This window comes from Pseudomonas sp. P5_A2_2 (genome assembly GCF_054177685.1).
The window spans coordinates 1-22,929 of the sequence record NZ_JBGCUL010000022.1 but is presented as its reverse complement, the minus strand read 5'-3'; the positions used below and the strand labels follow the sequence as shown (position 1 = coordinate 22,929).

At 60.7% G+C, this 22,929-nt stretch carries 21 protein-coding genes; 16 read left to right on the top strand and 5 right to left on the bottom strand.

The window, feature by feature from the left end:
• Window positions 1–434: 434 nt before the first annotated feature.
• From mraZ to lpxC, 16 genes are all read left to right on the top strand, one after another.
• Entirely contained in the window at window positions 435–890 is a 456-nt protein-coding gene (mraZ, locus tag ACXRVY_RS04545; protein ID WP_090286131.1) for a division/cell wall cluster transcriptional repressor MraZ, read from the top strand.
• A complete protein-coding gene (gene rsmH, locus ACXRVY_RS04540; RefSeq protein ID WP_007972589.1) occupies window positions 887–1,834 on the top strand; it encodes a 16S rRNA (cytosine(1402)-N(4))-methyltransferase RsmH in 948 nt (315 codons plus the stop codon). The genes mraZ and rsmH overlap by 4 nt, the downstream gene beginning before the upstream one ends.
• On the top strand, window positions 1,831–2,124 hold the full coding sequence (gene ftsL, locus ACXRVY_RS04535) for a cell division protein FtsL (protein ID WP_057398001.1): 294 nt from the start codon (window positions 1,831–1,833) through the stop codon (window positions 2,122–2,124). Before rsmH ends, ftsL begins: the two co-directional genes overlap by 4 nt.
• The gene (locus ACXRVY_RS04530; protein WP_177413221.1) at window positions 2,124–3,863 is read left to right on the top strand and encodes a peptidoglycan D,D-transpeptidase FtsI family protein; all 1,740 of its coding nucleotides are present in this window, start codon (window positions 2,124–2,126) and stop codon (window positions 3,861–3,863) included. The genes ftsL and ACXRVY_RS04530 overlap by 1 nt, the downstream gene beginning before the upstream one ends.
• On the top strand, window positions 3,863–5,326 hold the full coding sequence (locus ACXRVY_RS04525) for a UDP-N-acetylmuramoyl-L-alanyl-D-glutamate--2,6-diaminopimelate ligase (protein WP_223461208.1): 1,464 nt from the start codon (window positions 3,863–3,865) through the stop codon (window positions 5,324–5,326). The genes ACXRVY_RS04530 and ACXRVY_RS04525 overlap by 1 nt, the downstream gene beginning before the upstream one ends.
• On the top strand, window positions 5,319–6,686 hold the full coding sequence (locus tag ACXRVY_RS04520) for a UDP-N-acetylmuramoyl-tripeptide--D-alanyl-D-alanine ligase (RefSeq protein WP_223461210.1): 1,368 nt from the start codon (window positions 5,319–5,321) through the stop codon (window positions 6,684–6,686). The genes ACXRVY_RS04525 and ACXRVY_RS04520 overlap by 8 nt, the downstream gene beginning before the upstream one ends.
• Window positions 6,686–7,768 (top strand): phospho-N-acetylmuramoyl-pentapeptide-transferase, encoded by a 1,083-nt coding sequence (gene mraY, locus ACXRVY_RS04515; protein WP_108214916.1) that lies wholly within the window; start codon window positions 6,686–6,688, stop codon window positions 7,766–7,768. Before ACXRVY_RS04520 ends, mraY begins: the two co-directional genes overlap by 1 nt.
• Window positions 7,769–7,774: 6 nt before the next feature.
• On the top strand, window positions 7,775–9,121 hold the full coding sequence (gene murD, locus ACXRVY_RS04510) for a UDP-N-acetylmuramoyl-L-alanine--D-glutamate ligase (RefSeq protein WP_458237062.1): 1,347 nt from the start codon (window positions 7,775–7,777) through the stop codon (window positions 9,119–9,121).
• Window positions 9,118–10,335, top strand: coding sequence for a putative lipid II flippase FtsW (gene ftsW / locus ACXRVY_RS04505; RefSeq protein WP_411740705.1), 1,218 nt, complete (start codon window positions 9,118–9,120; stop codon window positions 10,333–10,335). The genes murD and ftsW overlap by 4 nt, the downstream gene beginning before the upstream one ends.
• Window positions 10,325–11,395 (top strand): undecaprenyldiphospho-muramoylpentapeptide beta-N-acetylglucosaminyltransferase, encoded by a 1,071-nt coding sequence (murG, locus tag ACXRVY_RS04500; protein ID WP_223461215.1) that lies wholly within the window; start codon window positions 10,325–10,327, stop codon window positions 11,393–11,395. Before ftsW ends, murG begins: the two co-directional genes overlap by 11 nt.
• Complete coding sequence (gene murC / locus ACXRVY_RS04495; protein WP_150727953.1) at window positions 11,388–12,848, top strand: UDP-N-acetylmuramate--L-alanine ligase; 1,461 nt, start codon at window positions 11,388–11,390, stop codon at window positions 12,846–12,848. Before murG ends, murC begins: the two co-directional genes overlap by 8 nt.
• Complete coding sequence (locus ACXRVY_RS04490) at window positions 12,845–13,828, top strand: D-alanine--D-alanine ligase (protein ID WP_458237061.1); 984 nt, start codon at window positions 12,845–12,847, stop codon at window positions 13,826–13,828. Before murC ends, ACXRVY_RS04490 begins: the two co-directional genes overlap by 4 nt.
• Before the next feature lie 4 nt (window positions 13,829–13,832).
• The gene (locus tag ACXRVY_RS04485) at window positions 13,833–14,702 is read left to right on the top strand and encodes a cell division protein FtsQ/DivIB (protein ID WP_223461220.1); all 870 of its coding nucleotides are present in this window, start codon (window positions 13,833–13,835) and stop codon (window positions 14,700–14,702) included.
• Between the two features lie 15 nt (window positions 14,703–14,717).
• Window positions 14,718–15,977, top strand: a complete 1,260-nt coding sequence (ftsA, locus tag ACXRVY_RS04480; RefSeq protein ID WP_007989901.1) for a cell division protein FtsA — start codon at window positions 14,718–14,720, stop codon at window positions 15,975–15,977.
• 73 nt (window positions 15,978–16,050) lie between these two features.
• A complete protein-coding gene (gene ftsZ / locus ACXRVY_RS04475) occupies window positions 16,051–17,244 on the top strand; it encodes a cell division protein FtsZ (protein ID WP_223461222.1) in 1,194 nt (397 codons plus the stop codon).
• A gap of 112 nt (window positions 17,245–17,356) precedes the next feature.
• The gene (lpxC, locus tag ACXRVY_RS04470; RefSeq protein ID WP_007939852.1) at window positions 17,357–18,268 is read left to right on the top strand and encodes a UDP-3-O-acyl-N-acetylglucosamine deacetylase; all 912 of its coding nucleotides are present in this window, start codon (window positions 17,357–17,359) and stop codon (window positions 18,266–18,268) included.
• 116 nt (window positions 18,269–18,384) lie between these two features.
• On the opposite strand, the gene ACXRVY_RS04465 is transcribed toward lpxC, so the two are convergent.
• From ACXRVY_RS04465 to ACXRVY_RS04445, 5 genes are all read right to left on the bottom strand, one after another.
• Window positions 18,385–19,887 carry a sensor domain-containing diguanylate cyclase gene (locus ACXRVY_RS04465; RefSeq protein WP_223461224.1) on the bottom strand — a complete coding sequence of 501 codons (1,503 nt, stop codon included), beginning with the start codon at window positions 19,885–19,887 and terminating at the stop codon, window positions 18,385–18,387.
• Window positions 19,888–20,131: 244 nt separating this feature from the next.
• Window positions 20,132–20,320, bottom strand: coding sequence for a hypothetical protein (locus tag ACXRVY_RS04460; RefSeq protein ID WP_223461226.1), 189 nt, complete (start codon window positions 20,318–20,320; stop codon window positions 20,132–20,134).
• A 249-nt stretch (window positions 20,321–20,569) separates the two neighbouring features.
• On the bottom strand, window positions 20,570–21,934 hold the full coding sequence (locus ACXRVY_RS04455) for a heavy metal sensor histidine kinase (RefSeq protein WP_223461228.1): 1,365 nt from the start codon (window positions 21,932–21,934) through the stop codon (window positions 20,570–20,572).
• Window positions 21,924–22,601, bottom strand: a complete 678-nt coding sequence (locus ACXRVY_RS04450) for a heavy metal response regulator transcription factor (RefSeq protein WP_056726212.1) — start codon at window positions 22,599–22,601, stop codon at window positions 21,924–21,926. Before ACXRVY_RS04450 ends, ACXRVY_RS04455 begins: the two co-directional genes overlap by 11 nt.
• Before the next feature lie 9 nt (window positions 22,602–22,610).
• The coding region (locus tag ACXRVY_RS04445; RefSeq protein ID WP_458237060.1) for an efflux RND transporter permease subunit at window positions 22,611–22,929 on the bottom strand (319 nt) is incomplete at its 5' end.

Sequence of the window (22,929 nt, the reverse complement as noted above, 5' to 3'; positions counted from 1 at the left end):
CGTTTGTAGTGATCGCATAAACTCCACGAAGCACCGGTTTTCCTCGTTATACGGTCGTCAGGAGAAGCGGTTTTGTGATATCGATTAGCYCGCGCTTGTAGTGATCGCATAAACTCCACGAAGCACCGGTTTCCCTCCTTACACAATCGTCAGCAGAACCTCTTTTGTAATACCAAAAAAATCTTACTCTTAATAAAACACTTTAACTTCCGAACGCAGCCTTCTGTGCTGATTCAAGTTATCGGGCGGAATCATCTGCCGGATTTTCGTTACCCCTCCGTTAATGCTCCTAAATCTCAGTTCTGTAAGGATTTTCCTTTAATCCGCGCCTTGACGGTGTGGTGGGGGCATTCCTATAGTGTGCGTAAGTGGCGGAAAGTGGCATGAAGTGGGTTTTTTGAACTCAAAACGCTAGAATTTGGAGAAACGCTGACGTGTTTCGCGGAGCCAACGCTATCAGTCTCGATGCAAAGGGCCGTCTCGCCATGCCGAGCCGGTACCGCGACGAGCTCGATTCGCGCAGTTCCGGGCAGTTGATCGTCACGATTGATGCCGTTGATCCATGTTTGTGTGTTTACCCCCTCGATGAGTGGGAAATTATTGAAACCAAACTGCGCGCACTGCCTTCGCTTCGCGAAGAGAACCGTCGCCTGCAACGTTTACTGATTGGTAATGCCGTCGACCTCGAGCTCGATGGCAGTGGTCGTTTTCTGGTTCCGCCGCGTCTTCGTGAATATGCCAGGTTGGATAAGCGCGCGATGTTGGTAGGCCAACTGAACAAGTTCCAATTGTGGGACGAGGATGCCTGGAACGCGGTTTCTGCCGCTGACCTGGCTGCCATTCAACAACCGGGCGCTATGCCTGATGAACTGCGTGATTTGATCCTGTGACTATTGATAGCGGCTTTAACCACATCACCGTACTGCTTGACGAAGCCGTCGAGGCTCTCGCCGTACGTCCTGATGGCTGCTATCTGGACGGCACGTTCGGGCGCGGCGGACACAGCCGGTTGATCCTCAGTCAGCTCGGTCCCGATGGTCGGTTGCTCGGATTCGACAAGGATCCACAAGCGATTGCCACAGGGCAGACGCTAGCGGCCGAAGACGGCCGCTTTGTCGTTGTGCAGCGCAGCTTTGCCGAGCTCGGTTCGGAAGTCGCCGAGCGCGGTCTGGCCGGCAAGGTCAGCGGCGTTCTGCTGGATCTGGGCGTGTCTTCGCCACAGCTCGACGACCCTGAGCGCGGTTTCAGCTTCCTCAACGATGGTCCGCTGGACATGCGCATGGATCCGTCCCGCGGAATCAGCGCTGCCGAATTCGTCAACACCGCGCCCGTGGAAGAAATCGCCCGGGTGTTCAAGGAATATGGCGAAGAGCGTTTTTCCGGCCGCATGGCCCGTGCCGTGGCCGAGCGCCGCGACATCAAGCCATTCGAACGCACCGGTGACCTGGCAGAAGTCCTGAAAGTCGCCAACCCGGCGTGGGAAAAGGGCAAGAACCCTGCAACCCGTGCGTTCCAGGGCTTGCGTATTCACGTCAACAACGAACTGGGTGATCTGGAAACCGGCCTCGAAGCCGCGCTGGAATGCCTGGAAGTGGGCGGTCGCCTGGTGGTGATCAGCTTCCATTCGCTGGAAGACCGTATCGTCAAACTGTTCATGCGCAAGCTGGTCAAAGGCGAAGCCGACAACCTGCCGCGCAACCTGCCGGTTCGGCATGTCGCCTTCGAACCGAAAATCAAAGTCCATGGCAAAGCGCAGACGGCCTCCGACGCCGAACTCAAAGCCAACCCACGTTCCCGTAGCGCTGTCATGCGTGTGGCGGAGAAGCTGCGGTGAGCAAGCTTTTCGCCAAGCCATTGCCCGGCGGAAGCTTCTTCATGCTGCTGCTGTTTGTCGGCGTGCTCATTTCGGCCATCGGCGTGTCCTACAGCGCCCACTGGAACCGTCAGCTATTGAATTCGCTGTACAACGAGTTGAGCGTGCGCGACAAGGCGCAAGCCGAGTGGGGCCGGTTGATTCTGGAGCAGAGCACCTGGACCGCTCACAGCCGTATCGAAGTGCTGGCCACCGAACAACTGAAAATGCACATTCCCGGTGCCGCTGACGTGAAGATGGTGGCGCCATGATGAAACTCGAAGGTGCACTCTTTCCTTGGCGGTTCCGCGTGGTGCTGGGTTTGCTCGGCATCATGGTGGTTGCAATTGCCTGGCGCATCATCGATTTGCAAGTGGTCGACCGTGCCTTCCTTAAAGGTCAGGGCGATGCCCGCAGTGTTCGTCATATTCCGATTCCGGCCCACCGTGGTCTGATCACCGACCGTAACGGCGAGCCCTTGGCCGTGAGTACTCCGGTCACCACCCTTTGGGCCAATGCCAAGGAAATGCAAACGGCCAAAGAGAAGTGGCCAGCACTGGCGGCTGCCTTGGGGCAGGACCCGAAAGCCCTGGCCGAACGTCTCGAAGCCCAGGCCAACAAGGAGTTCATTTACCTGGTGCGCGGGCTGACGCCTGAGCAGGGCCAGGCCGTGCTCGACCTGAAGGTGCCAGGTGTCTACGGCATCGAAGAGTTCMGGCGGTTTTATCCTGCCGGCGAAGTCACCGCCCATATGGTCGGGTTTACCGACATCGACGATCACGGTCGTGAAGGCGTCGAACTGGCCTACGACGAATGGCTGGCCGGGGTCCCTGGCAAGCGTCAGGTGATCAAGGACCGGCGCGGCCGGCTGATCAAGGATGTCCAGGTCACCAAAAACGCCAAGGCCGGCAAGCCCTTGGCGTTGTCCATTGACCTGCGCCTGCAATACCTGGCCAACCGCGAATTGCGCAACGCGATCATCGAGAACGGCGCCAAGGCCGGCAGCCTGGTGATCATGGACGTGAAGACCGGCGAGATTCTCGCGATGGTCAACCAGCCGACCTACAACCCGAACAACCGTCGCAACCTGCAACCGGCGATGATGCGCAACCGCGCGATGATCGACGTGTTCGAGCCGGGTTCGACCATGAAAGCGATTTCGATGAGCGCTGCGATCGAAACCGGCCGCTGGAAACCGAGCGACACCGTCGAGGTGTATCCGGGCTCCTTGCAGATTGGCAAGTACACCATCAAGGACGTATCCAAGACCGAAGGCCCGGTGCTCGACCTGACCGGCATCCTGATCAACTCCAGTAACGTCGGCATGAGCAAGGTTGCCTTCGACATTGGCGGCGAAACCATTTTCCGTCTCGCGCAGAAAGTCGGCCTCGGCCAGGACACCGGCCTGGGCTTCCCGGGCGAGCGCGTCGGCAACCTGCCGAACTACCGCGAGTGGCGCAAGGCAGAAACCGCCACGCTGTCCTACGGCTACGGTATCTCCGTGACCGCAATCCAGCTGGTTCACGCTTTCTCGGCCCTGGCCAACAACGGTCGCCTCGCACCGCTGACCTTGATCAAGACCGACAAGGCACCGCAAACCACCCAGGTGTTGCCGGAGGCGGTCGCGAAAACCATGCAAGGCATGCTGCAACAAGTGATCGAAGCCCCGCGCGGCGTATTCCGTGCACAAGTGCCGGCGTATCACGTGGGCGGCAAGTCGGGTACTGCGCGTAAAACCTCGGTCGGTACCAAGGGTTACGCCGAAAACTCCTACCGTTCGCTGTTCGCCGGCTTCGGCCCGATGAGCGATCCGCGTTACGCCATCGTGGTGGTGATCGACGAGCCGACCAAGGCCGGTTACTTCGGTGGCCTGGTTTCCGCGCCGGTGTTCAGCCGCGTGATGTCGGGCACCCTGCGCCTGATGAACATTACGCCGGACAACCTGCCACCTACTCAACAAGCGAACGCAACACCGGTCGTTCCGCTGAAAGCCAATGGAGGGCGCGGCTGATGTCCCTGAGCCTGAACAAGATTTTCCCTCACGCCGGCCACGATCTGCTGATTCGCGAGCTCGCCCTGGACAGCCGCAATGTGCGCGCGGGCGATCTGTTCCTTGCCGTGCCGGGCGGGAAATTCGATGGGCGCGCACATATTGCCGACGCCTTGCAGCGCGGTGCTGCCGCGGTGGCCTATGAAGTAGAAGGCGCCACGGTCCTGCCGATCACTGAAGTGCCGCTGATTCCGGTCAAGGGCCTGGCGGCTCAGCTGTCGGACATCGCCGGGCGTTTTTATGGCGAGCCGAGCCATCACCTGAACCTGGTGGGCGTAACCGGTACCAACGGCAAGACCAGCGTGACGCAATTGGTCGCCCAGGCACTGGACCTGCTCGGCCAGCACTGCGGCCTGGTCGGTACACTCGGTTGCGGTTTCTACGGAGCGCTGGAAAGCGGCCTGCACACCACGCCAAACCCGATTGCCGTGCAAGCGACCCTGGCGGACCTGAAGAAGGCTGGGGCCAAAGCCGTGGCGATGGAAGTGTCTTCCCATGGCCTGGACCAGGGCCGCGTGACTGCACTGGCCTTCGATGTGGCGGTGATGACCAACCTGTCCCGCGATCACCTGGATTACCACGGCACCATGCAGGCTTACGGCGAAGCCAAGGGCAAGCTGTTTGCCTGGAATGACTTGAAATGCCGCGTGGTCAACCTCGACGACGCATTTGGTCGGCAACTGGCCGCCGACAAGCTCGAGTCGCGGTTGATCACCTATAGCCTGGAAGATTCCAGCGCTTATCTGTATTGCCGCCAGGCGCAATTCGACGACGAAGGCGTGCGCGCCACGCTGGTCACGCCACAGGGCGAGCACCACTTGCGCAGCACCTTGCTCGGTCGCTTCAACCTGAGCAATGTCCTGGCGGCTGTCGGCGCGTTGCTCGGTCTGGATTACGCCCTGGACGAAATCCTCAAGGTGCTGCCGCAGCTTGAAGGCCCTGCCGGGCGCATGCAGCGTCTGGGCGGTGGTTCGCAGCCGCTGGTGGTGGTCGATTACGCCCACACCCCGGATGCCCTGGAAAAAGTACTGCTGGCCCTGCGTCCACACGCCAAGGGCCGGTTGCTGTGCCTGTTCGGCTGTGGCGGCGACCGCGATCGCGGCAAGCGTCCATTGATGGCCGAGGTGGTCGAGCGCCTGGCCGATGGCGTACTGGTCACCGACGACAACCCGCGTACTGAAGACCCTGCAGTGATTTTCGATGACATCCGTGCCGGTTTCACGGCTGTGGATAAAGTGGAGTTCGTTGCCGGTCGTGGTCAGGCGATTGCCCGGCTGATCGCCAGTGCCTCGGTGGATGACGTGATTGTCCTGGCCGGTAAAGGTCACGAGGACTATCAGGAAATCAACGGCGAACGCCATGCCTTTTCCGATCTGGTCGAGGCCGATCATGCCTTGACCGCGTGGGAGGTGGCCCATGCTTAAGGCCTTGAGACTGAGTGAACTGACCGGTGCGCTGAATGCTCGCCTGGTGTCTGCCGATGCCAGCTTCGACGGCGTCAGCATCGACAGCCGTGCGATCAAACCCGGTCAACTGTTTATCGCGTTGGCCGGTCCGCGCTTCGATGGTCATGATTATCTGAATGAAGTCGCGGCCAAGGGCGCCGTGGCCGCGCTGGTCGAGCGTGAAGTCGCCGACAGCACGCTGCCGCAATTGCTGGTCAGCGACACCCGCCAGGCCCTTGGCCAGTTAGGCGCGCTGAGTCGCGCCGCCTACACCCATCCGGTCGCGGCCATTACCGGTTCCAGTGGCAAGACCACGGTCAAGGAAATGCTTGCGAGCATCCTGCGCACGCGCGGTGCGGTGCTGGCGACCCGTGGCAACCTGAATAACGACCTCGGCGTTCCGTTGACCCTGCTCGAACTGGCGCCGGAACATACCGCTGCGGTGATCGAGCTGGGTGCCTCGCGCCTGGGCGAAATTGCCTACACCGTGAGCATGACCAAACCCCATGTGGCCGTTCTCAATAACGCCGGGACCGCCCACGTCGGCGAGTTCGGTGGTCCGGAAAAAATCGTCGAAGCCAAGGGCGAGATTATCGAAGGGCTGGATGCCGATGGCGTCGCCGTTCTCAATCTTGACGACAAGGCATTCGGTATCTGGAAGGCGCGCGCYGGTGACCGCAAAGTGCTGACGTTTGCGTTGAGCAACGCCAGCGCCGATTTCCATGCCAGTGACCTGGCCACCGATGCTCGCGGCTGCCCGGCGTTCAACCTGCACAGCCCTGAAGGTGTGGCGCGCGTTCAACTGAACCTGCTCGGCACCCACAACGTTGCCAATGCCATGGCCGCCGCCGCTGCCGCCCATGCCCTGGGTGTGTCGCTGTCCGGTATCGCCGCCGGCCTTGGCGCGGTGCAACCGGTCAAGGGGCGCACCGTTGCGCAATTGGCCAGCAATGGCATGCGCGTGATCGATGACACTTACAACGCCAATCCCACCTCCATGTGCGCTGCCGTTGATATACTCGCCGGCTTTTCCGGCCGCACCGTTCTGGTGCTCGGGGATATCGGCGAGTTGGGCGATTGGGCGGAGCAGGGGCACCGCGACGTGGGCGAATACGCCCGTGGCAAGGTTTCTGCGCTGTACGCCGTCGGGCCAATGATGGTTCACGCCGTCAACGCCTTCGGTCCACAGGCTTTTCACTTCAGCACGCAGGCTGAGCTGATCAAGGCCCTGGGCGCCGAACAAGACACAAACACCACCATTTTGATCAAGGGGTCGCGCAGCGCTGCGATGGAAAACGTCGTCGCCGCCTTGTGCGGGTCCAGTCTGGAGAAACATTAATGCTGCTGCTGCTAGCGGAGTATCTGCAACAGTTCTACAAAGGCTTCGCGGTCTTCCAGTACCTGACCCTGCGCGGGATTCTCGGTGTGCTGACCGCGCTGGTCTTGTCGCTGTGCTATGGCCCGTGGATGATCCGCACGTTGCAGAACCGTCAGATCGGTCAATCCGTTCGCAACGACGGCCCGCAGTCGCACCTGTCGAAGTCGGGTACCCCGACCATGGGCGGCGCGCTGATTCTGTCGTCTATCGGCGTCAGCACCCTGCTTTGGGCTGACCTGAGCAACCGCTATGTCTGGGTCGTACTGCTGGTGACCCTGCTGTTCGGCGCAATCGGCTGGGTCGACGACTACCGCAAGGTCATCGAGAAAAACTCCCGCGGCCTGCCAAGCCGCTGGAAGTATTTCTGGCAGTCGGTATTTGGCCTGGGCGCGGCGATCTTCCTGTATGTGACCGCCGCCACTCCGGTAGAAACCACGCTGATTCTGCCGATGCTCAAGGACTACAGCATTCCGTTGGGCGCCGGCTTCATTGTCCTGACCTATTTTGTGATCGTCGGTTCGAGCAACGCGGTCAACCTGACCGACGGCCTCGACGGCCTGGCGATCATGCCGACGGTGATGGTGGGCGGCGGCCTGGGCATTTTCTGCTACCTGTCGGGTAACGTGAAATTCGCCGAATACCTGCTGATTCCTTATGTACCGGGCGCCGGTGAATTGATCGTGTTCTGTGGCGCACTGATCGGAGCAGGCCTGGGCTTCCTCTGGTTCAACACCTATCCGGCACAAGTCTTCATGGGTGACGTCGGTGCACTGGCGCTGGGCGCGGCTCTGGGCACCATCGCGGTGATCGTCCGTCAGGAAATCGTCCTGTTCATCATGGGCGGCGTGTTCGTGATGGAAACCCTGTCAGTCGTCATTCAGGTCGCCTCTTTTAAACTGACCGGTCGCCGCGTATTCCGCATGGCACCGATTCACCACCACTTTGAACTCAAGGGCTGGCCCGAGCCGCGCGTGATCGTCCGTTTCTGGATCATCACCGTGATTCTCGTGCTGGTCGGCCTTGCCACCCTGAAGCTGAGGTAGAAACTCGTGTCTCTGATCGCTTCTGACCACTTCCGCATCGTTGTCGGCCTCGGCAAGAGCGGCATGTCCCTGGTTCGCTTCCTGGCGAACCGGGGCGTGGCGTTTGCCGTGGCCGATACGCGGGAAAATCCACCGGAACTGGCCACGCTCAAGCGTGACTATCCGCACGTGGAAGTGCGTTGTGGCGAACTGGACGTCGAGTTCCTGTGCCGTGCCGACGAACTCTACGTCAGCCCCGGTCTGGCGCTGGCGACCCCGGCCCTGCAGGCAGCCGCCGCTCGTGGCGTGAAATTGTCCGGCGACATCGAACTGTTCGCGCGTAACGCGAAGGCGCCGATCGTGGCCATCAGCGGTTCCAACGCGAAAAGCACTGTCACCACCCTGGTCGGCGAAATGGCGGCTGCGGCAGGTAAGCGTGTCGCCGTCGGCGGCAATCTCGGTACCCCGGCGTTGGACTTGCTCAGCGACGACATCGAGTTGTACGTGATGGAAMTGTCGAGTTTCCAGTTGGAAACCACCGATCAGCTCAACGCCGAAGTGGCGACCGTGCTCAATATCAGCGAAGACCACATGGACCGTTACAGCGGTCTGCCGGCCTATCACCTGGCCAAGCACCGGATCTTCCGGGGCGCCAGGCAGTTCGTGGTCAATCGCCAGGATGCCCTGAGTCGCCCGTTGATGGGCGAGGGCCAGCCGTGCTGGACCTTCGGTCTGAGCAAACCCGATTTCAAAGCCTTCGGTATCCGTGAAGAAGACGGCGAGAAATACCTGGCCTTCGAGTTCCAGAACCTGATGCCGGTGCGCGAGTTGAAGATTCGCGGTGCCCACAACCAGTCCAACGCCCTGGCAGCCCTGGCGCTGGGCCATGCGGTTGGCCTGCCGTTCGATGCCATGTTGTCGAGCCTGCGCACCTTCGCCGGTCTCGAACATMGCTGCCAATGGGTCCGTGACCTCGACGGCGTGGGCTATTACAACGATTCCAAAGCCACCAACGTCGGCGCCGCACTGGCGGCCATCGAAGGTTTGGGCGCAGACATCGACGGTAAAGTCGTGCTGATCGCCGGTGGCGACGGCAAGGGTGCCGAATTCAAGGACCTGCGCGATCCGGTGGCGGCCAACTGCCGCGCCGTGGTGCTGATGGGCCGCGATTCCGACAAGATCGGTGAGGCCATCGGCGACGCCGTACCGCTGATCCGCGCCGGCTCCCTGGTCGAAGCCGTCGAGCAATGCCGCGCCGCAGCCCAGCCGGGCGACGTGGTGCTGTTGTCGCCAGCCTGCGCCAGTTTCGACATGTTCAAGAACTACGAAGACCGCGGTCACCAGTTCGTCCAAGCCGTGGAGGATCTGGCATGAGCCTGAGAGACATCATCAAGCCATACCCTTCGCCGATCATCACCGGACGCGGTATTGACCTCGATTTCCCGATGCTCGCCGGTTGCCTGACGCTGCTCGGCCTTGGGCTGATCATGATTGCCTCGGCATCGACCGAAGTGGCGGCAGTGCAGTCTGGCAGCGCCCTGTATTACATGATTCGCCACCTTATTTACGTGGTGCTGGGTCTGGGGGCCTGCATCGTCACCATGATGATCCCGATTGCCACCTGGCAACGCCTGGGCTGGTTGATGCTGCTGGGTGCATTCGGCTTGCTGGTGATGGTGATCGTTCCGGGGATCGGCCGTGAGGTTAACGGCTCGATGCGCTGGATCGGCTTCAGTTTCTTCAACGTCCAGCCTTCCGAGATCGCCAAGGTGTTCGTGGTGATCTACCTCGCCGGCTATCTGGTGCGTCGCCAGAAAGAAGTGCGTGAAAGCTGGATGGGCTTTTTCAAGCCGTTCATCGTGCTGCTGCCGATGGCGGGCCTGCTGCTGATGGAGCCGGACTTCGGTGCCACCGTCGTGATGATGGGTGCCGCGGCGGCGATGCTGTTCCTTGGCGGCGTCGGGCTGTTCCGTTTTTCCCTGATGGTGGTGCTGGCCGTCGGTGCGGTGGTGCTGTTGATTCAAATGCAGCCGTATCGAATGGCGCGTCTGACCAACTTTGCCGATCCGTGGGCTGACCAGTTCGGCGCCGGCTATCAGTTGTCCCAGGCATTGATCGCTTTCGGTCGCGGCGAATGGCTGGGCGTTGGCCTGGGCAACAGCGTGCAGAAACAGTTCTACCTGCCGGAAGCCCACACTGACTTCGTATTCTCGGTCCTGGCCGAAGAACTGGGCGCGGTGGGTTCGCTGTGCACCGTGGCACTGTTCGTCTTCGTGTGTATTCGTGGCATGTACATCGGTTTGTGGGCCGAGAAGGCCAAGCAGTTTTTTGCTGCTTATGTCGCCTACGGCTTGTCGTTCCTGTGGATTGGTCAATTCCTGATCAATATCGGCGTGAACGTCGGCCTGCTGCCGACCAAGGGACTGACCCTGCCGTTCCTCAGTTACGGCGGCAGCTCGTTGGTGATTTGCTGCGCCTGTCTCGGCTTGTTGCTGCGCATCGAGTGGGAAAGTCGAACCCATCTGGGCAGTGAAGAGATGGAGTTCCATGAGAGCGACTTCGCCGAGGAGTCGAACCATGGGCGCTAACGTCATGATCATGGCCGGCGGCACCGGTGGCCACGTGTTCCCGGCGCTGGCCTGCGCTCGCGAATTCCAGGCGCGCGGTTATACCGTGCACTGGCTCGGCACCCCGCGTGGCATCGAGAACGACCTGGTGCCGGCGGCCGGTATCGAGCTGCATCGGATCAACGCCAGCGGTCTGCGCGGCAAGGGCAAATTGTCCCTGCTCAAGGCACCGTTCATGTTGTTCAAGTCGGTCTGGCAGGCGCGGGCGATCATTCGCCGTCTGCAACCGGTCTGTGTCGTGGGTTTTGGTGGTTTTGTGACCGGCCCTGGCGGTGTCGCGGCCAAACTAGCCGGCGTGCCGGTGATCGTTCACGAGCAGAACGCCGTGGCCGGTACCGCCAATCGGTTGCTGGTGCCGTTGGCCGCCCGAGTCTGTGAAGCGTTCCCCGACACCTTTACCCTGTCGGGCAGCCGCCGGACCACCGGTAATCCGGTGCGCACCGAGCTGTTCCTCGAGACATCGCGACCTGCCCTGACCGGTCGCAAGGCGCGTTTGCTGATCCTGGGCGGAAGCCTGGGCGCAGAGCCGTTGAACAAGTTGCTGCCTGAAGCCCTGTCGCAAGTCGCTGCTGATCTGCGTCCGGAAGTGTTCCATCAGGCCGGCAAAAACCACGATGAAGTGACTGCAGAGCGCTATCGCGCGGCTGGCGTCGAGGCGCAGGTGCAGCCCTTCATCAAAGACATGGCCCAAGCCTACAGCTGGGCCGACCTGGTGGTATGTCGCGCAGGCGCGCTGACCATCAGTGAACTGGCCGCCGCCGGTCTGCCCTCGATGCTGGTGCCTTTGCCTCATGCCATCGACGATCACCAGACCCGCAACGCCGAATATTTGGCCCGTGAAGGCGCAGCCTTCCTGATGCCGCAAAGAACGACTGGCGCAGCGGATCTTGCCGCTCGCCTGACAGAGGTCCTGATGCAACCACAACGACTCAACGAAATGGCTACCGCGGCACGCCGCCTGGCCAAACCCGATGCCACCCGTAACGTGGTCGATAGCTGCCTGGAGGTGGCCCATGGTTGAGAATCAGAAAGCCATGCCGCAACCGGAAATGCGCCGCATCCGCCGCATCCACTTCGTCGGTATCGGCGGTGTGGGCATGTGCGGGATTGCTGAAGTGTTGTTGAACCTGGGCTATGAAGTGTCCGGTTCCGACCTGAAGGCTTCGCCGGTGACCGAGCGTCTGGAGTCCTTCGGGGCGCAGATCTTCATCGGCCACCGCGCCGAGAACGCCGCTGCCGCCGACGTGCTGGTGGTGTCGAGCGCCGTGAACACGTCCAACCCGGAAGTCGCAACCGCACTGGAACGTCGTATTCCGGTGGTGCCGCGTGCAGAGATGCTGGCGGAGCTGATGCGCTATCGCCACGGCATCGCCGTTGCCGGTACCCACGGCAAAACCACAACCACCAGCCTGATCGCTTCGGTGTTCGCGGCCGGTGGCCTGGACCCGACGTTCGTGATCGGTGGCCGCCTGAATGCCGCGGGCACCAATGCCCAGCTCGGCACCAGCCGTTACCTGATCGCCGAGGCCGACGAAAGCGATGCGAGCTTCCTGCACTTGCAGCCGCTGGTGGCCGTGGTCACCAACATCGACGCCGATCACATGGCGACCTACGACGGTGACTTCAACAAGCTGAAGAAAACCTTCGTCGAATTCCTGCACAACCTGCCGTTCTACGGTCTGGCGGTGGTGTGCCTGGACGACCCGGTGGTGCGTGAAATCCTCCCGCAGGTCAAGCGTCCGACCGTTACCTACGGCTTCGGCGAAGACTGCGACGTGCGCGCCATCAATGTGCGCCAGCAAGGCATGCAGACCTTCTTCACCGTACTGCGTCCCGACCGCGAGCCACTGGATGTTTCGGTGAACATGCCGGGCAACCACAACGTATTGAACGCCCTTGCGACCATCTGCATCGCCACCGACGAAGGCGTCAGCGATGAAGCCATCGTCCAGGGCCTGTCCGGGTTCCAGGGTGTCGGCCGACGCTTCCAGGTCTACGGCGAACTGCCGGTAGACGGCGGCAATGTGATGCTGGTCGACGACTACGGTCACCACCCGACCGAAGTCGCGGCCGTGATCAAGGCCGTGCGCGGTGGCTGGCCGGAGCGCCGCCTGGTGATGGTCTACCAGCCGCACCGTTACAGCCGCACCCGTGACCTGTACGACGATTTCGTCAATGTGCTGGCTGACGCCAACGTACTGCTGCTGATGGAAGTCTACCCGGCCGGCGAAGAGCCGATTCCGGGCGCCGACAGCCGCAAGCTGTGCAACAGCATCCGTCAGCGTGGCCAGCTCGACCCGATCTACATCGAGCGTGGCGTCGACCTCGCACCAGTGGTCAAGCCGCTGCTGCGCGCCGGCGACATCCTGCTGTGCCAGGGCGCCGGCGATATCGGCGGTCTCGCACCAAAACTGTTGAAAAGCGAGTTGTTCGCCGGTGCCGTTGCCGCGCCGGAGAAGGGGAAGTTGAAATGACTGCTGCCTACGCCAACCTGGTCTCCACGATCGCGCCGAAAGACTTCGGCCGCGTCGCCGTGCTGTTCGGCGGCAAGAGTGCCGAGCGTGAGGTCTCCCTGAAGTCGGGTAACGCCGTTCTGGACGCACTGCAAAGCGCCGGTGTGGACGCGTTCGGCCTCGACGTGGGCGATGACCTGCTGCAGCGACYGCTCAACGAAAAGATCGACCGCGCCTTCATCATCCTCCACGGTCGTGGCGGTGAAGACGGCAGCATGCAGGGCCTGCTCGAATGCCTGGGCATTCCGTACACCGGCAGCGGCATCCTGGCTTCGGCCCTGGCCATGGACAAACTGCGCACCAAGCAGGTCTGGCACAGCCTGGGCATTCCGACCCCACGTCACGCGGTACTGAGCAGCGAAGCCGATTGTATTTCGGCGGCGACGGAACTGGGCTTCCCTTTGATCGTCAAACCGGCCCATGAAGGTTCAAGTATCGGTATGGCCAAAGTGAGTTCCGCGTCCGAATTGATCGACGCATGGAAAGCGGCCAGTACCTACGATTCGCAAGTGCTGGTCGAGCAATGGATTCACGGTCCGGAGTTCACCATCGCCACCCTGCGTGACCAGGTGTTGCCACCGATTGCCCTGGGCACGACGCACAGCTTCTACGACTACGACGCCAAGTACATCGCCAACGATACCCAGTACCGCATTCCGTGCGGTCTGGACAGCGCCAAGGAAAAGGAACTCATGGACCTCACGGCGAAAGCCTGTGAAGCGCTGGGTATCGCCGGTTGGGGCAGGGCAGACGTGATGCAGGACGCCGAAGGGCAGTTTTGGTTCCTGGAAGTCAACACCGCACCGGGCATGACCGATCACAGCCTGGTGCCGATGGCGGCCCGTGCCGCCGGTCTGGATTTCCAGCAACTGGTTCTGRCCATTCTGGCCGAGAGCGTTGCCGGCAACACTGCCGGTAACCAAGAGTCGACGAGAGGTTAAGGCCATGCAAGGCGCTCAGCTCAGACATCAGCCCACCGCACCGACCGGCCGCAAGCCGGTGCCGCGGGGTGCCAGCCGAATGGTGGCCAAAGAGCCGATGTCCGCGCGCCTGCCGAAAGCCAACTTCGGTTTTCTCAAAGCGTTGTTCTGGCCGGTAGTGCTGGTGGCTTTGGGGTTCGGTACTTACGAAGGCGCGACACGGCTGTTGCCGTATGCCGACCGGCCGATCACCAGAATCAATGTGCAGGGCGACTTGAGTTACATCAGCCAGCAAGCAGTGCAGCAGCGGATCGCCCCTTACGTGGCGTCGAGCTTCTTCACTATCGACCTGGCGAGCATGCGCACCGAGCTGGAAACGATGCCATGGATTGCCCACGCCGAAGTGCGCAGGGTGTGGCCGGATCAAGTGGTGATCCGCCTGGAAGAACAACTGCCGGTGGCCCGTTGGGGCGACGAATCGCTGTTGAACAACCAGGGGCAGGCGTTCACTCCGCGCGAGCTGGCGAACTACGAACACTTGCCTCAGCTGTTCGGCCCGCAGCGGGCTCAACAGCAAGTGATGCAGCAATACCAGGTGTTGAGCCAGATGCTCAGGCCGCTGGGCTTCTCGATTGCACGCCTGGAACTGCGTGATCGCGGCAGCTGGTTCCTGACCACCGGCCCCGGCAGCGCGGGTCCCGGGATCGAACTGCTGCTGGGACGCGGCAACCAGGTGGAAAAGATGCGCCGTTTCATCGCCATCTATGACAAGACGCTCAAAGAACAGATTACGAACATTGCGCGCATCGATCTGCGCTACGCCAACGGCCTCGCTGTTGGCTGGCGGGAACCTGTAGCGCCCACGGCAGCCCAACCCGCTGTCGCGAAGAATTAAGAAGAGGCAGGACCCATGGCAAACGTGCAAAGCGGCAAAATGATCGTCGGTCTCGATATCGGCACCTCCAAGGTGGTGGCGCTGGTGGGCGAGGTCGCGGACGACGGCACGCTGGAAATCGTCGGGATCGGTACCCATCCGTCCCGTGGCCTGAAAAAAGGCGTGGTGGTGAACATCGAGTCCACCGTGCAATCGATCCAGCGCGCCATCGAAGAAGCGCAGCTGATGGCGGGTTGCCGGATTCACTCGGCGTTCGTCGGCGTGGCCGGCAATCACATCCGCAGCCTGAACTCCCACGGCATCGTGGCGATTCGTGATCGCGAAGTCAGCTCGGCGGACCTTGAGCGTGTACTCGACGCGGCCCAGGCCGTGGCGATCCCGGCTGACCAGCGAGTGCTGCATACCCTGCCGCAGGATTACGTGATCGATAACCAGGAAGGCGTCCGCGAGCCACTGGGCATGTCCGGCGTGCGTCTGGAAGCCAAGGTCCACGTGGTCACCTGCGCCGTCAATGCCGCACAGAACATTGAAAAATGCGTGCGTCGTTGTGGCCTGGAAATCGACGACATCATTCTCGAACAGCTGGCTTCCGCGTATTCGGTACTGACCGATGACGAGAAAGAGCTGGGCGTGTGCCTGGTGGACATCGGCGGCGGCACCACCGACATCGCGATCTTCACCGAAGGCGCGATCCGCCACACCGCGGTAATCCCGATTGCCGGCGACCAGGTGACCAACGACATCGCCATGGCGTTGCGCACTCCGACCCAGTACGCCGAAGAAATCAAGATCCGCTACGCCTGCGCCCTGGCCAAGCTGGCCGGTGCCGGTGAAACCATCAAGGTGCCAAGTGTTGGCGACCGTCCACCACGCGAGCTGTCCCGCCAGGCCCTGGCCGAAGTGGTCGAGCCGCGCTACGACGAACTGTTCACGCTGATCCAGGCCGAACTGCGCCGCAGCGGCTACGAAGACCTGATCCCGGCCGGCATCGTGCTGACCGGCGGTACATCGAAGATGGAAGGCGCTACCGAACTGGCCGAGGAAATCTTCCACATGCCGGTGCGCCTGGGCGTGCCTCACGGCGTGAAAGGTCTGGATGACGTGGTGCGCAACCCGATCTATTCCACCGGCGTCGGCCTGTTGATGTACGGCCTGCAGAAGCAGTCCGACGGCATCTCGTTCTCGGGCATCGGCAGCCGCGACAGCTACAGCAACGAAGAGCCACAGGCTCCGCTGCTGGACCGCCTGAAGAAGTGGGTCCAGGGCAATTTCTGAAGATTTACCGTTACACCGTTACACCGAAGCACGCAGTAGGCGAAAAAACTAGAGAATGTAAAGGAGAGGGAAAATGTTCGAACTCGTAGACAACATCCCCGCAAGCCCGGTAATCAAAGTTATCGGTGTCGGCGGTGGCGGCGGCAACGCTGTCAACCACATGGTCAAGAGCAACATCGAAGGCGTCGAGTTCATCTGCGCCAACACCGATGCTCAAGCGCTGAAAAGCATCGGCGCGCGGACCATCCTGCAACTGGGCACCGGCGTGACCAAAGGTCTCGGCGCTGGCGCCAACCCTGAAGTAGGTCGTCAGGCCGCTCTCGAAGATCGTGAGCGCATTGCCGAAGTCCTCCAGGGCACCAATATGGTGTTCATCACCACGGGCATGGGCGGTGGTACCGGTACCGGTGCTGCGCCAATCATTGCTGAAGTGGCCAAGGAAATGGGGATCCTCACCGTTGCGGTGGTGACTCGTCCGTTCCCGTTCGAAGGCCGCAAGCGCATGCAGATCGCCGACGAAGGTATTCGTCTGCTGTCTGAAAGCGTCGACTCGTTGATCACTATTCCCAACGAGAAGCTGCTGACCATCCTCGGTAAAGACGCCAGCCTGCTGTCGGCTTTCGCCAAGGCTGACGATGTACTGGCCGGTGCCGTTCGCGGTATCTCCGACATCATCAAGCGTCCGGGCATGATCAACGTCGACTTTGCCGACGTACGTACCGTGATGAGCGAAATGGGCATGGCGATGATGGGCACTGGCTGCGCCAGCGGTCCGAACCGTGCACGTGAGGCCACCGAAGCGGCCATTCGCAACCCGTTGCTGGAAGACGTGAACCTGCAAGGTGCGCGCGGCATCCTGGTGAACATCACCGCCGGTCCTGACCTGTCCCTGGGTGAGTACTCCGATGTGGGTAGCATCATCGAAGCCTTCGCTTCCGAGCACGCGATGGTCAAGGTCGGTACCGTTATCGATCCGGACATGCGCGACGAGCTGCACGTGACTGTTGTTGCCACAGGACTGGGCGCTAAAATCGAGAAGCCTGTGAAGGTCATCGACAACACCGTCCACACTTCGATGTCCACACAGCCACAACAACAGGCCCCTGTTCGTCAGGAAGCTCCAGCGGTGAACTACCGTGACCTGGACCGTCCGACCGTCATGCGCAACCAGGCCCAGGCCGGTGCTGCGGCTGCCGCGAAGATGAATCCGCAAGATGACCTGGACTACCTGGACATCCCGGCATTCCTGCGTCGTCAGGCCGATTGATGAAATGTATCAGGGGTATTAGGGTGATTGGTGTTCAGCAAAGGTCTGGTCTGCTATCATCGCCAGCCTTTGTTGATACCAGTTCGCAATTTGCGCTGAAGCGGCCCATGCCATGATTAAACAACGCACCCTGAAGAATATTATCCGTGCCACAGGTGTCGGCCTGCACTCCGGGGAGAAGGTCTACCTGACCCTCAAGCCAGCGCCTGTCGATACCGGCATTGTGTTTTGTCGCGCCGACCTCGACCCCGTGGTGCAGATTCCTGCCCGCGCGGAAAACGTTGGTGAAACCACTATGTCGACCACGCTCGTTAATGGTGACGTCAAAGTGGACACGGTAGAGCACCTGCTCTCGGCCATGGCAGGCCTGGGCATCGATAACGCCTACGTCGAGCTCTCCGCGTCCGAAGTCCCGATCATGGATGGTAGCGCTGGACCTTTCGTATTCCTGATTCAATCGGCTGGCCTGGAAGAACAGGACGCCGCCAAGAAGTTCATCCGCATCCTGCGTGAAGTGACAGTGGAAGACGGCGACAAGCGCGCCACTTTCGTCCCTTTCGAAGGGTTCAAGGTGAGCTTCGAGATCGATTTCGATCACCCGGTTTTCCGTGACCGCACACAAAGTGCAAGCGTGGATTTTTCCAGCACTTCGTTTGTAAAAGAAGTCAGCCGCGCCCGTACCTTTGGTTTCATGAGTGACATCGAGTACCTGCGCAAGCACAACCTCGCACTCGGCGGCAGCGTTGAAAACGCTATTGTGGTCGACGCCGATGGCGTACTGAACGAAGACGGCCTTCGCTATGAAGACGAATTCGTGAAGCACAAGATTCTCGATGCAATTGGTGACCTCTACCTGCTGGGCAATAGCCTGATTGGTGAGTTCAAGGGCTTCAAGTCCGGCCACGCGCTGAACAACCAGCTGCTGCGCAAGTTGATTGAGCAGACAGATGCCTGGGAAGTCGTGACGTTCGAAGACGCCAGTACTGCACCGATCTCTTACATGCGTCCGGTTGCGGCCGTGTAAGTAAAAAACCTCTCTAGTTTTTAAAGGCTGCCTTCGGGTGGCCTTTTTTTATGTCCCGAATTTTGTGTTGCCTGGGCTGACCTCATCGTCGGAACGCCGCCCATCCAATGAAAATCCTATTCGGCACAAACAACCCGATTACGCCCCCCTTCCTTGGCCTGATACAACGCCTTGTCGGCACTGAACAGCAATTGCTCCAGGTTGATATCGCTGACCTCCGTCCAGGTGGCAATACCGATACTCACGCTCATCGGCGGTTCACCGGCGTCCACCATCGGCAATTTTTGCACCGCCTCGCGGATTTGTTCGGCGATCTGCCGCGCGCCTTCGCTGTCAGTTTCGGCCAGGACCACCGAAAACTCTTCACCACCATAGCGAGCCACCAGGTCTGCCGGGCGATGGACACTGGCGCGGATGACCTCGGCCAATGCCCGCAAGGCGTCGTCGCCGGCCTGATGCCCGTGCCGGTCATTGAAGGCCTTGAAGTGATCGGCATCGATCATCAGCAACGACAACGGCTTGCCGCTGCGCTGCGCACGAAACCACTCATGGCGCAGGGTCTGATCAAGGGATCGACGGTTGGCCACGCCGGTCAAGGCATCGGTGGCCGCCAATAGCGCCAATTCCTGCTCGGCATATTGGCGCAGTCGCAGCTCGCGGCAGAGCAGCCAGGTCAGCCACAACAGACCGATGCACAAAACCCCCGTCGCACCGCTGATCACATAGACCGTGCGGTTCCAGGTGGCGAACACTTCATCGATGGAAAGGGCCACGATGACGGTAAGCGGCAGATTGCCGACCCGGGAAAAGGTGTACAGGCGCGGTTGATGGTCGACACTCGACACGCTTTCGAAGGTACCACTGCGCTCCTGCAGCATACGTGCGACGTTGGGGCGGCTGGAGAAGTTCTTGCCGATGGCGTTTTGTTCCCGGTACGGCTTCTGCGCCAGGAGAATCCCCTCGTCGTTGATGATGCCCAGCGTACTGCCGGTACCGATATCGAGGCTGTTGAACAGTTGATCGAAGTAGCTCATGCGCATCGACGCCACCGCGACCCCCAGAAACTCACCCGTGGGAGAGGAAATGCGTCGGCTGAAACTGATGCGCCATTCGTCGCTGTCATCGCAGTCGCAGCGCGGCTTGAACGGACGGCTGATGAACATGCCGGAGTCGCGATTGAAGACATGGGCCAGGAAATAATCGCGGTCAGCGAAGTTGCCCGGTTTCGGTTCGATCAACGATGAGTCGGCCAGCACGTCGCCGTGCTTGTCCAGCAGCAGGATGTCGCCCTTGTAGCGCGCGGTTGTGGAGCGGTCGAACAGCACCAGGTGACGTATCTGCGGCGAAACCTGTTTCAGGTCGTCCCGTTGGGCGGCGGCGATCAGGCCCTGCAAGGTCAGGTCATAGAGCTCGACCGTACGCAGGACATCGGCATCGATCAGTTGCGCAATGGTGGTCGCGCTGCGTGTGGCGGTCTGCTGGGCATTGGCGTGCTCGCGGATCAGCAGGAAAGTGACGATGCACAGGATCGAGATGACAGTCAGGGTGCTACCGAGGATCACCATGATCTCGGGTCGCCCGGGCGGGCCTTGAAATTGCGGGGTGCGGCTTGCGGTCATAGGGCTGACGTCTGCTAAAGGGACGTTGTAAGCGTAGTTGCATAAACGTAGCAGCCGAGTGAATCGTTTCTGTTGCGCGAACGATTGATCAATTACGTGGGCGTCAGTGACTTGCGTTGCAAAATTTGCAATGAAGGTTGAGTCGCCAATAAAAAAGCCGCTGACAGCAGCGGCTTTGCAGACAACTTTTCAAAGGGAAGAGCCGATGAAAAGTGTCAAGGGAAACGGGAGTGATCGGTGCAGATCAGCTGTCTTTCTCGGCCTGGGCGTCTTGCGCAGCCTTGGCGGTCATCTCGATCTGATGCTCTTCGAACGCCGCAGCGCGTGCGGTGTTATGCGCGACGAAAGTCTGCGACTCTTCCGCCATCGTCAACGGCGACAGGAACAAAGAGGACAAAACGAAAGCGCTGGCAATACCCATACTGTTGGACATCTTTAAAACCTTCTTGCTTGGCAAGTGCTGTTTGGTGCGGGCAAAGATAAGGATATGGAGCGAGGGGAAAAAGAGTGGATTCATGAAAGGACTGTTGCGGCAACAGCAATAGTTGGTTGAGCGCACACTTGTGTTCAACCCGAAACCAATGTGGGAGCGAGCTTGCTCGCGATAGCATCACCTCGGTTCAGAAGTTGCACCGAGTCGCCTGTATCGCGAGCAAGCTCGCTCCCACAAGGGAATGGGGATTCAGACGGGCAGATGAATCCCGAACGTATTCATCCCATGGTCACTGCGCACGAACACATCGCCGCCGTGCATCAACGCAATCGCCTTGACGATGGCCAGCCCTAAACCGTGATTGTGGCCGCTGTTGCTGCGCGAAGCATCAACCCGATAGAAGCGCTCGAACAGCCGTGGCAGGTGTTCACGGGCAATCGGCGAACCGGGGTTGGCGACGCCGATGCTGACCTGGTGTTCTGCGGCTTCAATGCGCACCTGAATCACCTGCCCGGGCGCGGTGTGTCGCACCGCGTTGTTCAGCAGATTGATCAACGCCCGGCGCAGATGAGCGATCTCGATCCGCACTTGCGCGTCACCACTGACCTCAACCCGGACCTGAGCGTCCTCGAGAATGAAATCCAGGTACTCCAGGGTTGTAGCCACTTCATCGGCCAGTGAGGTTGAGGTGAGTTTGGTCGCTTTGCTGCCCTGATCGGCGCTGGCGAGGAACAGCATGTCGTTGATGATCGAACGCAGTCGCTCAAGCTCTTCGAGGTTCGATTGCAGTACTTCGAAGTAATGCTCGGCGGAGCGTCCGCGGGTCAATGCGACCTGGGTCTGGCCGATCAGGTTGGTCAGTGGCGAGCGCAGTTCGTGGGCGACGTCGGCGTTGAACGATTCAAGGCGCGAGTACGCTTGTTCAACCCGTTCCAGGGTCGAGTTGAACGAGCTGACGAATTGATCAAGCTCCGGCGGCAACGGCGACAGGCGCAAGCGCCCTGAGCGCAATGGCGGGGCCAGGCGCTGGGCTTCCTGGGACAGTTTGATCAGCGGTTTGAGGCCGATCCGCGCCACCCAGTAACCCAGTGCCGAGGCCAGCAGCACACCGGCAATCGCCAGGCTGATCAACGCGATCAGCAGTTGATGCTGGGTATGGAAAAATGTTTCGGTGTCGATGGCGATCATGAAGCGCAGCGGTGGGCGCTGGTCCTTGGCCGGGAACTCACTGACCAGCACTTTCAGCGGATAGGGGTGATCCGGCAGATGCATGTCGCGGGTGCCCAGCGGCCCTTGGGCAAAGGCGCGGATCTGCGGGGTCAGGTTGCCGTATTCGTAGTGCGGATCGCCGCTGATGATCCAGAAACTGATGCGCTTGTCTTCTTCACTCAGCAGATTGAGCTTGTTGTTGATCTTCACCCAATGCTCGGGCGTGCCGTATCGGCCGACCGTGGATTGGAGCACGCTGTAGCGCGCATCCAGTTCGGCCTCGGGCAACAGGCCCAGGCCTTTGTCGACCTGTTGGTACAGCGCCCAGCCGATCAGCAGGAACACCAAAAGCGCCACCAGCGTGAACATTCCGCTTAAACGCAGGGCGATCGAGTTACTGGACACCACGGCTCTCCAGCACATAACCCATGCCGCGAATGGTGTGCAGCAGTTTCTCTTCGAACGGCCCGTCGAGCTTGGCTCGCAGGCGTTTGATCGCGACTTCGACCACGTTGGCGTCGCTGTCGAAATTGATGTCCCAGACCATTTCGGCAATGGCGGTTTTCGAAAGGATTTCGCCCTGGCGCCGGGCCAGCACGCTGAGCAGCGAGAACTCCTTGGCGGTCAGGTCCAGGCGTGTACCGGCGCGGGTGGCCTTGCGGCTGATCAAATCTATCCACAGGTCGGCGATGCTCACCTGCACCGGTTCATGACCGCCGCTGCGCCGGGTCAGCGCTTGCAGGCGCGCCACCAGTTCAAGGAAGGAAAACGGTTTGCCCAGATAGTCATCGGCGCCTTCACGCAGGCCCTTGATGCGATCTTCCACACGCTCGCGGGCGGTGAGCATGATCACCGGGGTTTGCTTGCGCGCACGCAGGGCGCGCAACACACCAAAGCCGTCGAGGCCCGGCAGCATCACGTCGAGGACGATCACCGCGTAGTCGCTCTCCAGCGCCAGATGCAGGCCTTCCACACCATCGCGGGCCAGATCCACGGTGAAACCCTGTTCCGTCAGGCCGCGGTGCAGATAGTCCGCGGTTTTTTCCTCGTCTTCGATAATCAGAACGCGCATGACCCCGCCTCAGTCTGTGCTCGCCAGCGCCGGTACTGGCGAAGGTTTGGGCCTATGAAATAACCGTTCCAGCCACAAGTATATGACCGGCGTGGTGAACAGCGTCAGCGCCTGGCTCACCAGCAAGCCGCCGACCACCGCGATTCCCAGGGGCTGACGCAACTCGGCGCCGGTGCCATAGCCGAGCATCAACGGCAGGGCGCCGAGCAGGGCGGCGAGGGTGGTCATGATGATCGGCCGGAACCGCGTGATACAGGCCTTGAAGATTGCTTCCTCAGGCGACAGTCCGCCATTGCGCTGCGCTTCGAGGGCGAAGTCGATCATCAGG

Bases quoted from the DNA above. Each gene is read 5' to 3' on its own strand.
- ACXRVY_RS04525 (WP_223461208.1), top strand. From the start codon at position 3,863: ATGTCCCTGAGCCTGAACAAGATTTTCCCTCACGCCGGCCACGATCTG.
- mraY (WP_108214916.1), top strand. From the start codon at position 6,686: ATGCTGCTGCTGCTAGCGGAGTATCTGCAACAGTTCTACAAAGGCTTC.
- ftsW (WP_411740705.1), top strand. From the start codon at position 9,118: ATGAGCCTGAGAGACATCATCAAGCCATACCCTTCGCCGATCATCACC.
- murG (WP_223461215.1), top strand. From the start codon at position 10,325: ATGGGCGCTAACGTCATGATCATGGCCGGCGGCACCGGTGGCCACGTG.
- murC (WP_150727953.1), top strand. From the start codon at position 11,388: ATGGTTGAGAATCAGAAAGCCATGCCGCAACCGGAAATGCGCCGCATC.
- ACXRVY_RS04485 (WP_223461220.1), top strand. From the start codon at position 13,833: ATGCAAGGCGCTCAGCTCAGACATCAGCCCACCGCACCGACCGGCCGC.
- ftsA (WP_007989901.1), top strand. From the start codon at position 14,718: ATGGCAAACGTGCAAAGCGGCAAAATGATCGTCGGTCTCGATATCGGC.
- ftsZ (WP_223461222.1), top strand. From the start codon at position 16,051: ATGTTCGAACTCGTAGACAACATCCCCGCAAGCCCGGTAATCAAAGTT.
- lpxC (WP_007939852.1), top strand. From the start codon at position 17,357: ATGATTAAACAACGCACCCTGAAGAATATTATCCGTGCCACAGGTGTC.
- ACXRVY_RS04465 (WP_223461224.1), bottom strand. From the start codon at position 19,887: ATGACCGCAAGCCGCACCCCGCAATTTCAAGGCCCGCCCGGGCGACCC.
- ACXRVY_RS04460 (WP_223461226.1), bottom strand. From the start codon at position 20,320: ATGTCCAACAGTATGGGTATTGCCAGCGCTTTCGTTTTGTCCTCTTTG.
- ACXRVY_RS04450 (WP_056726212.1), bottom strand. From the start codon at position 22,601: ATGCGCGTTCTGATTATCGAAGACGAGGAAAAAACCGCGGACTATCTG.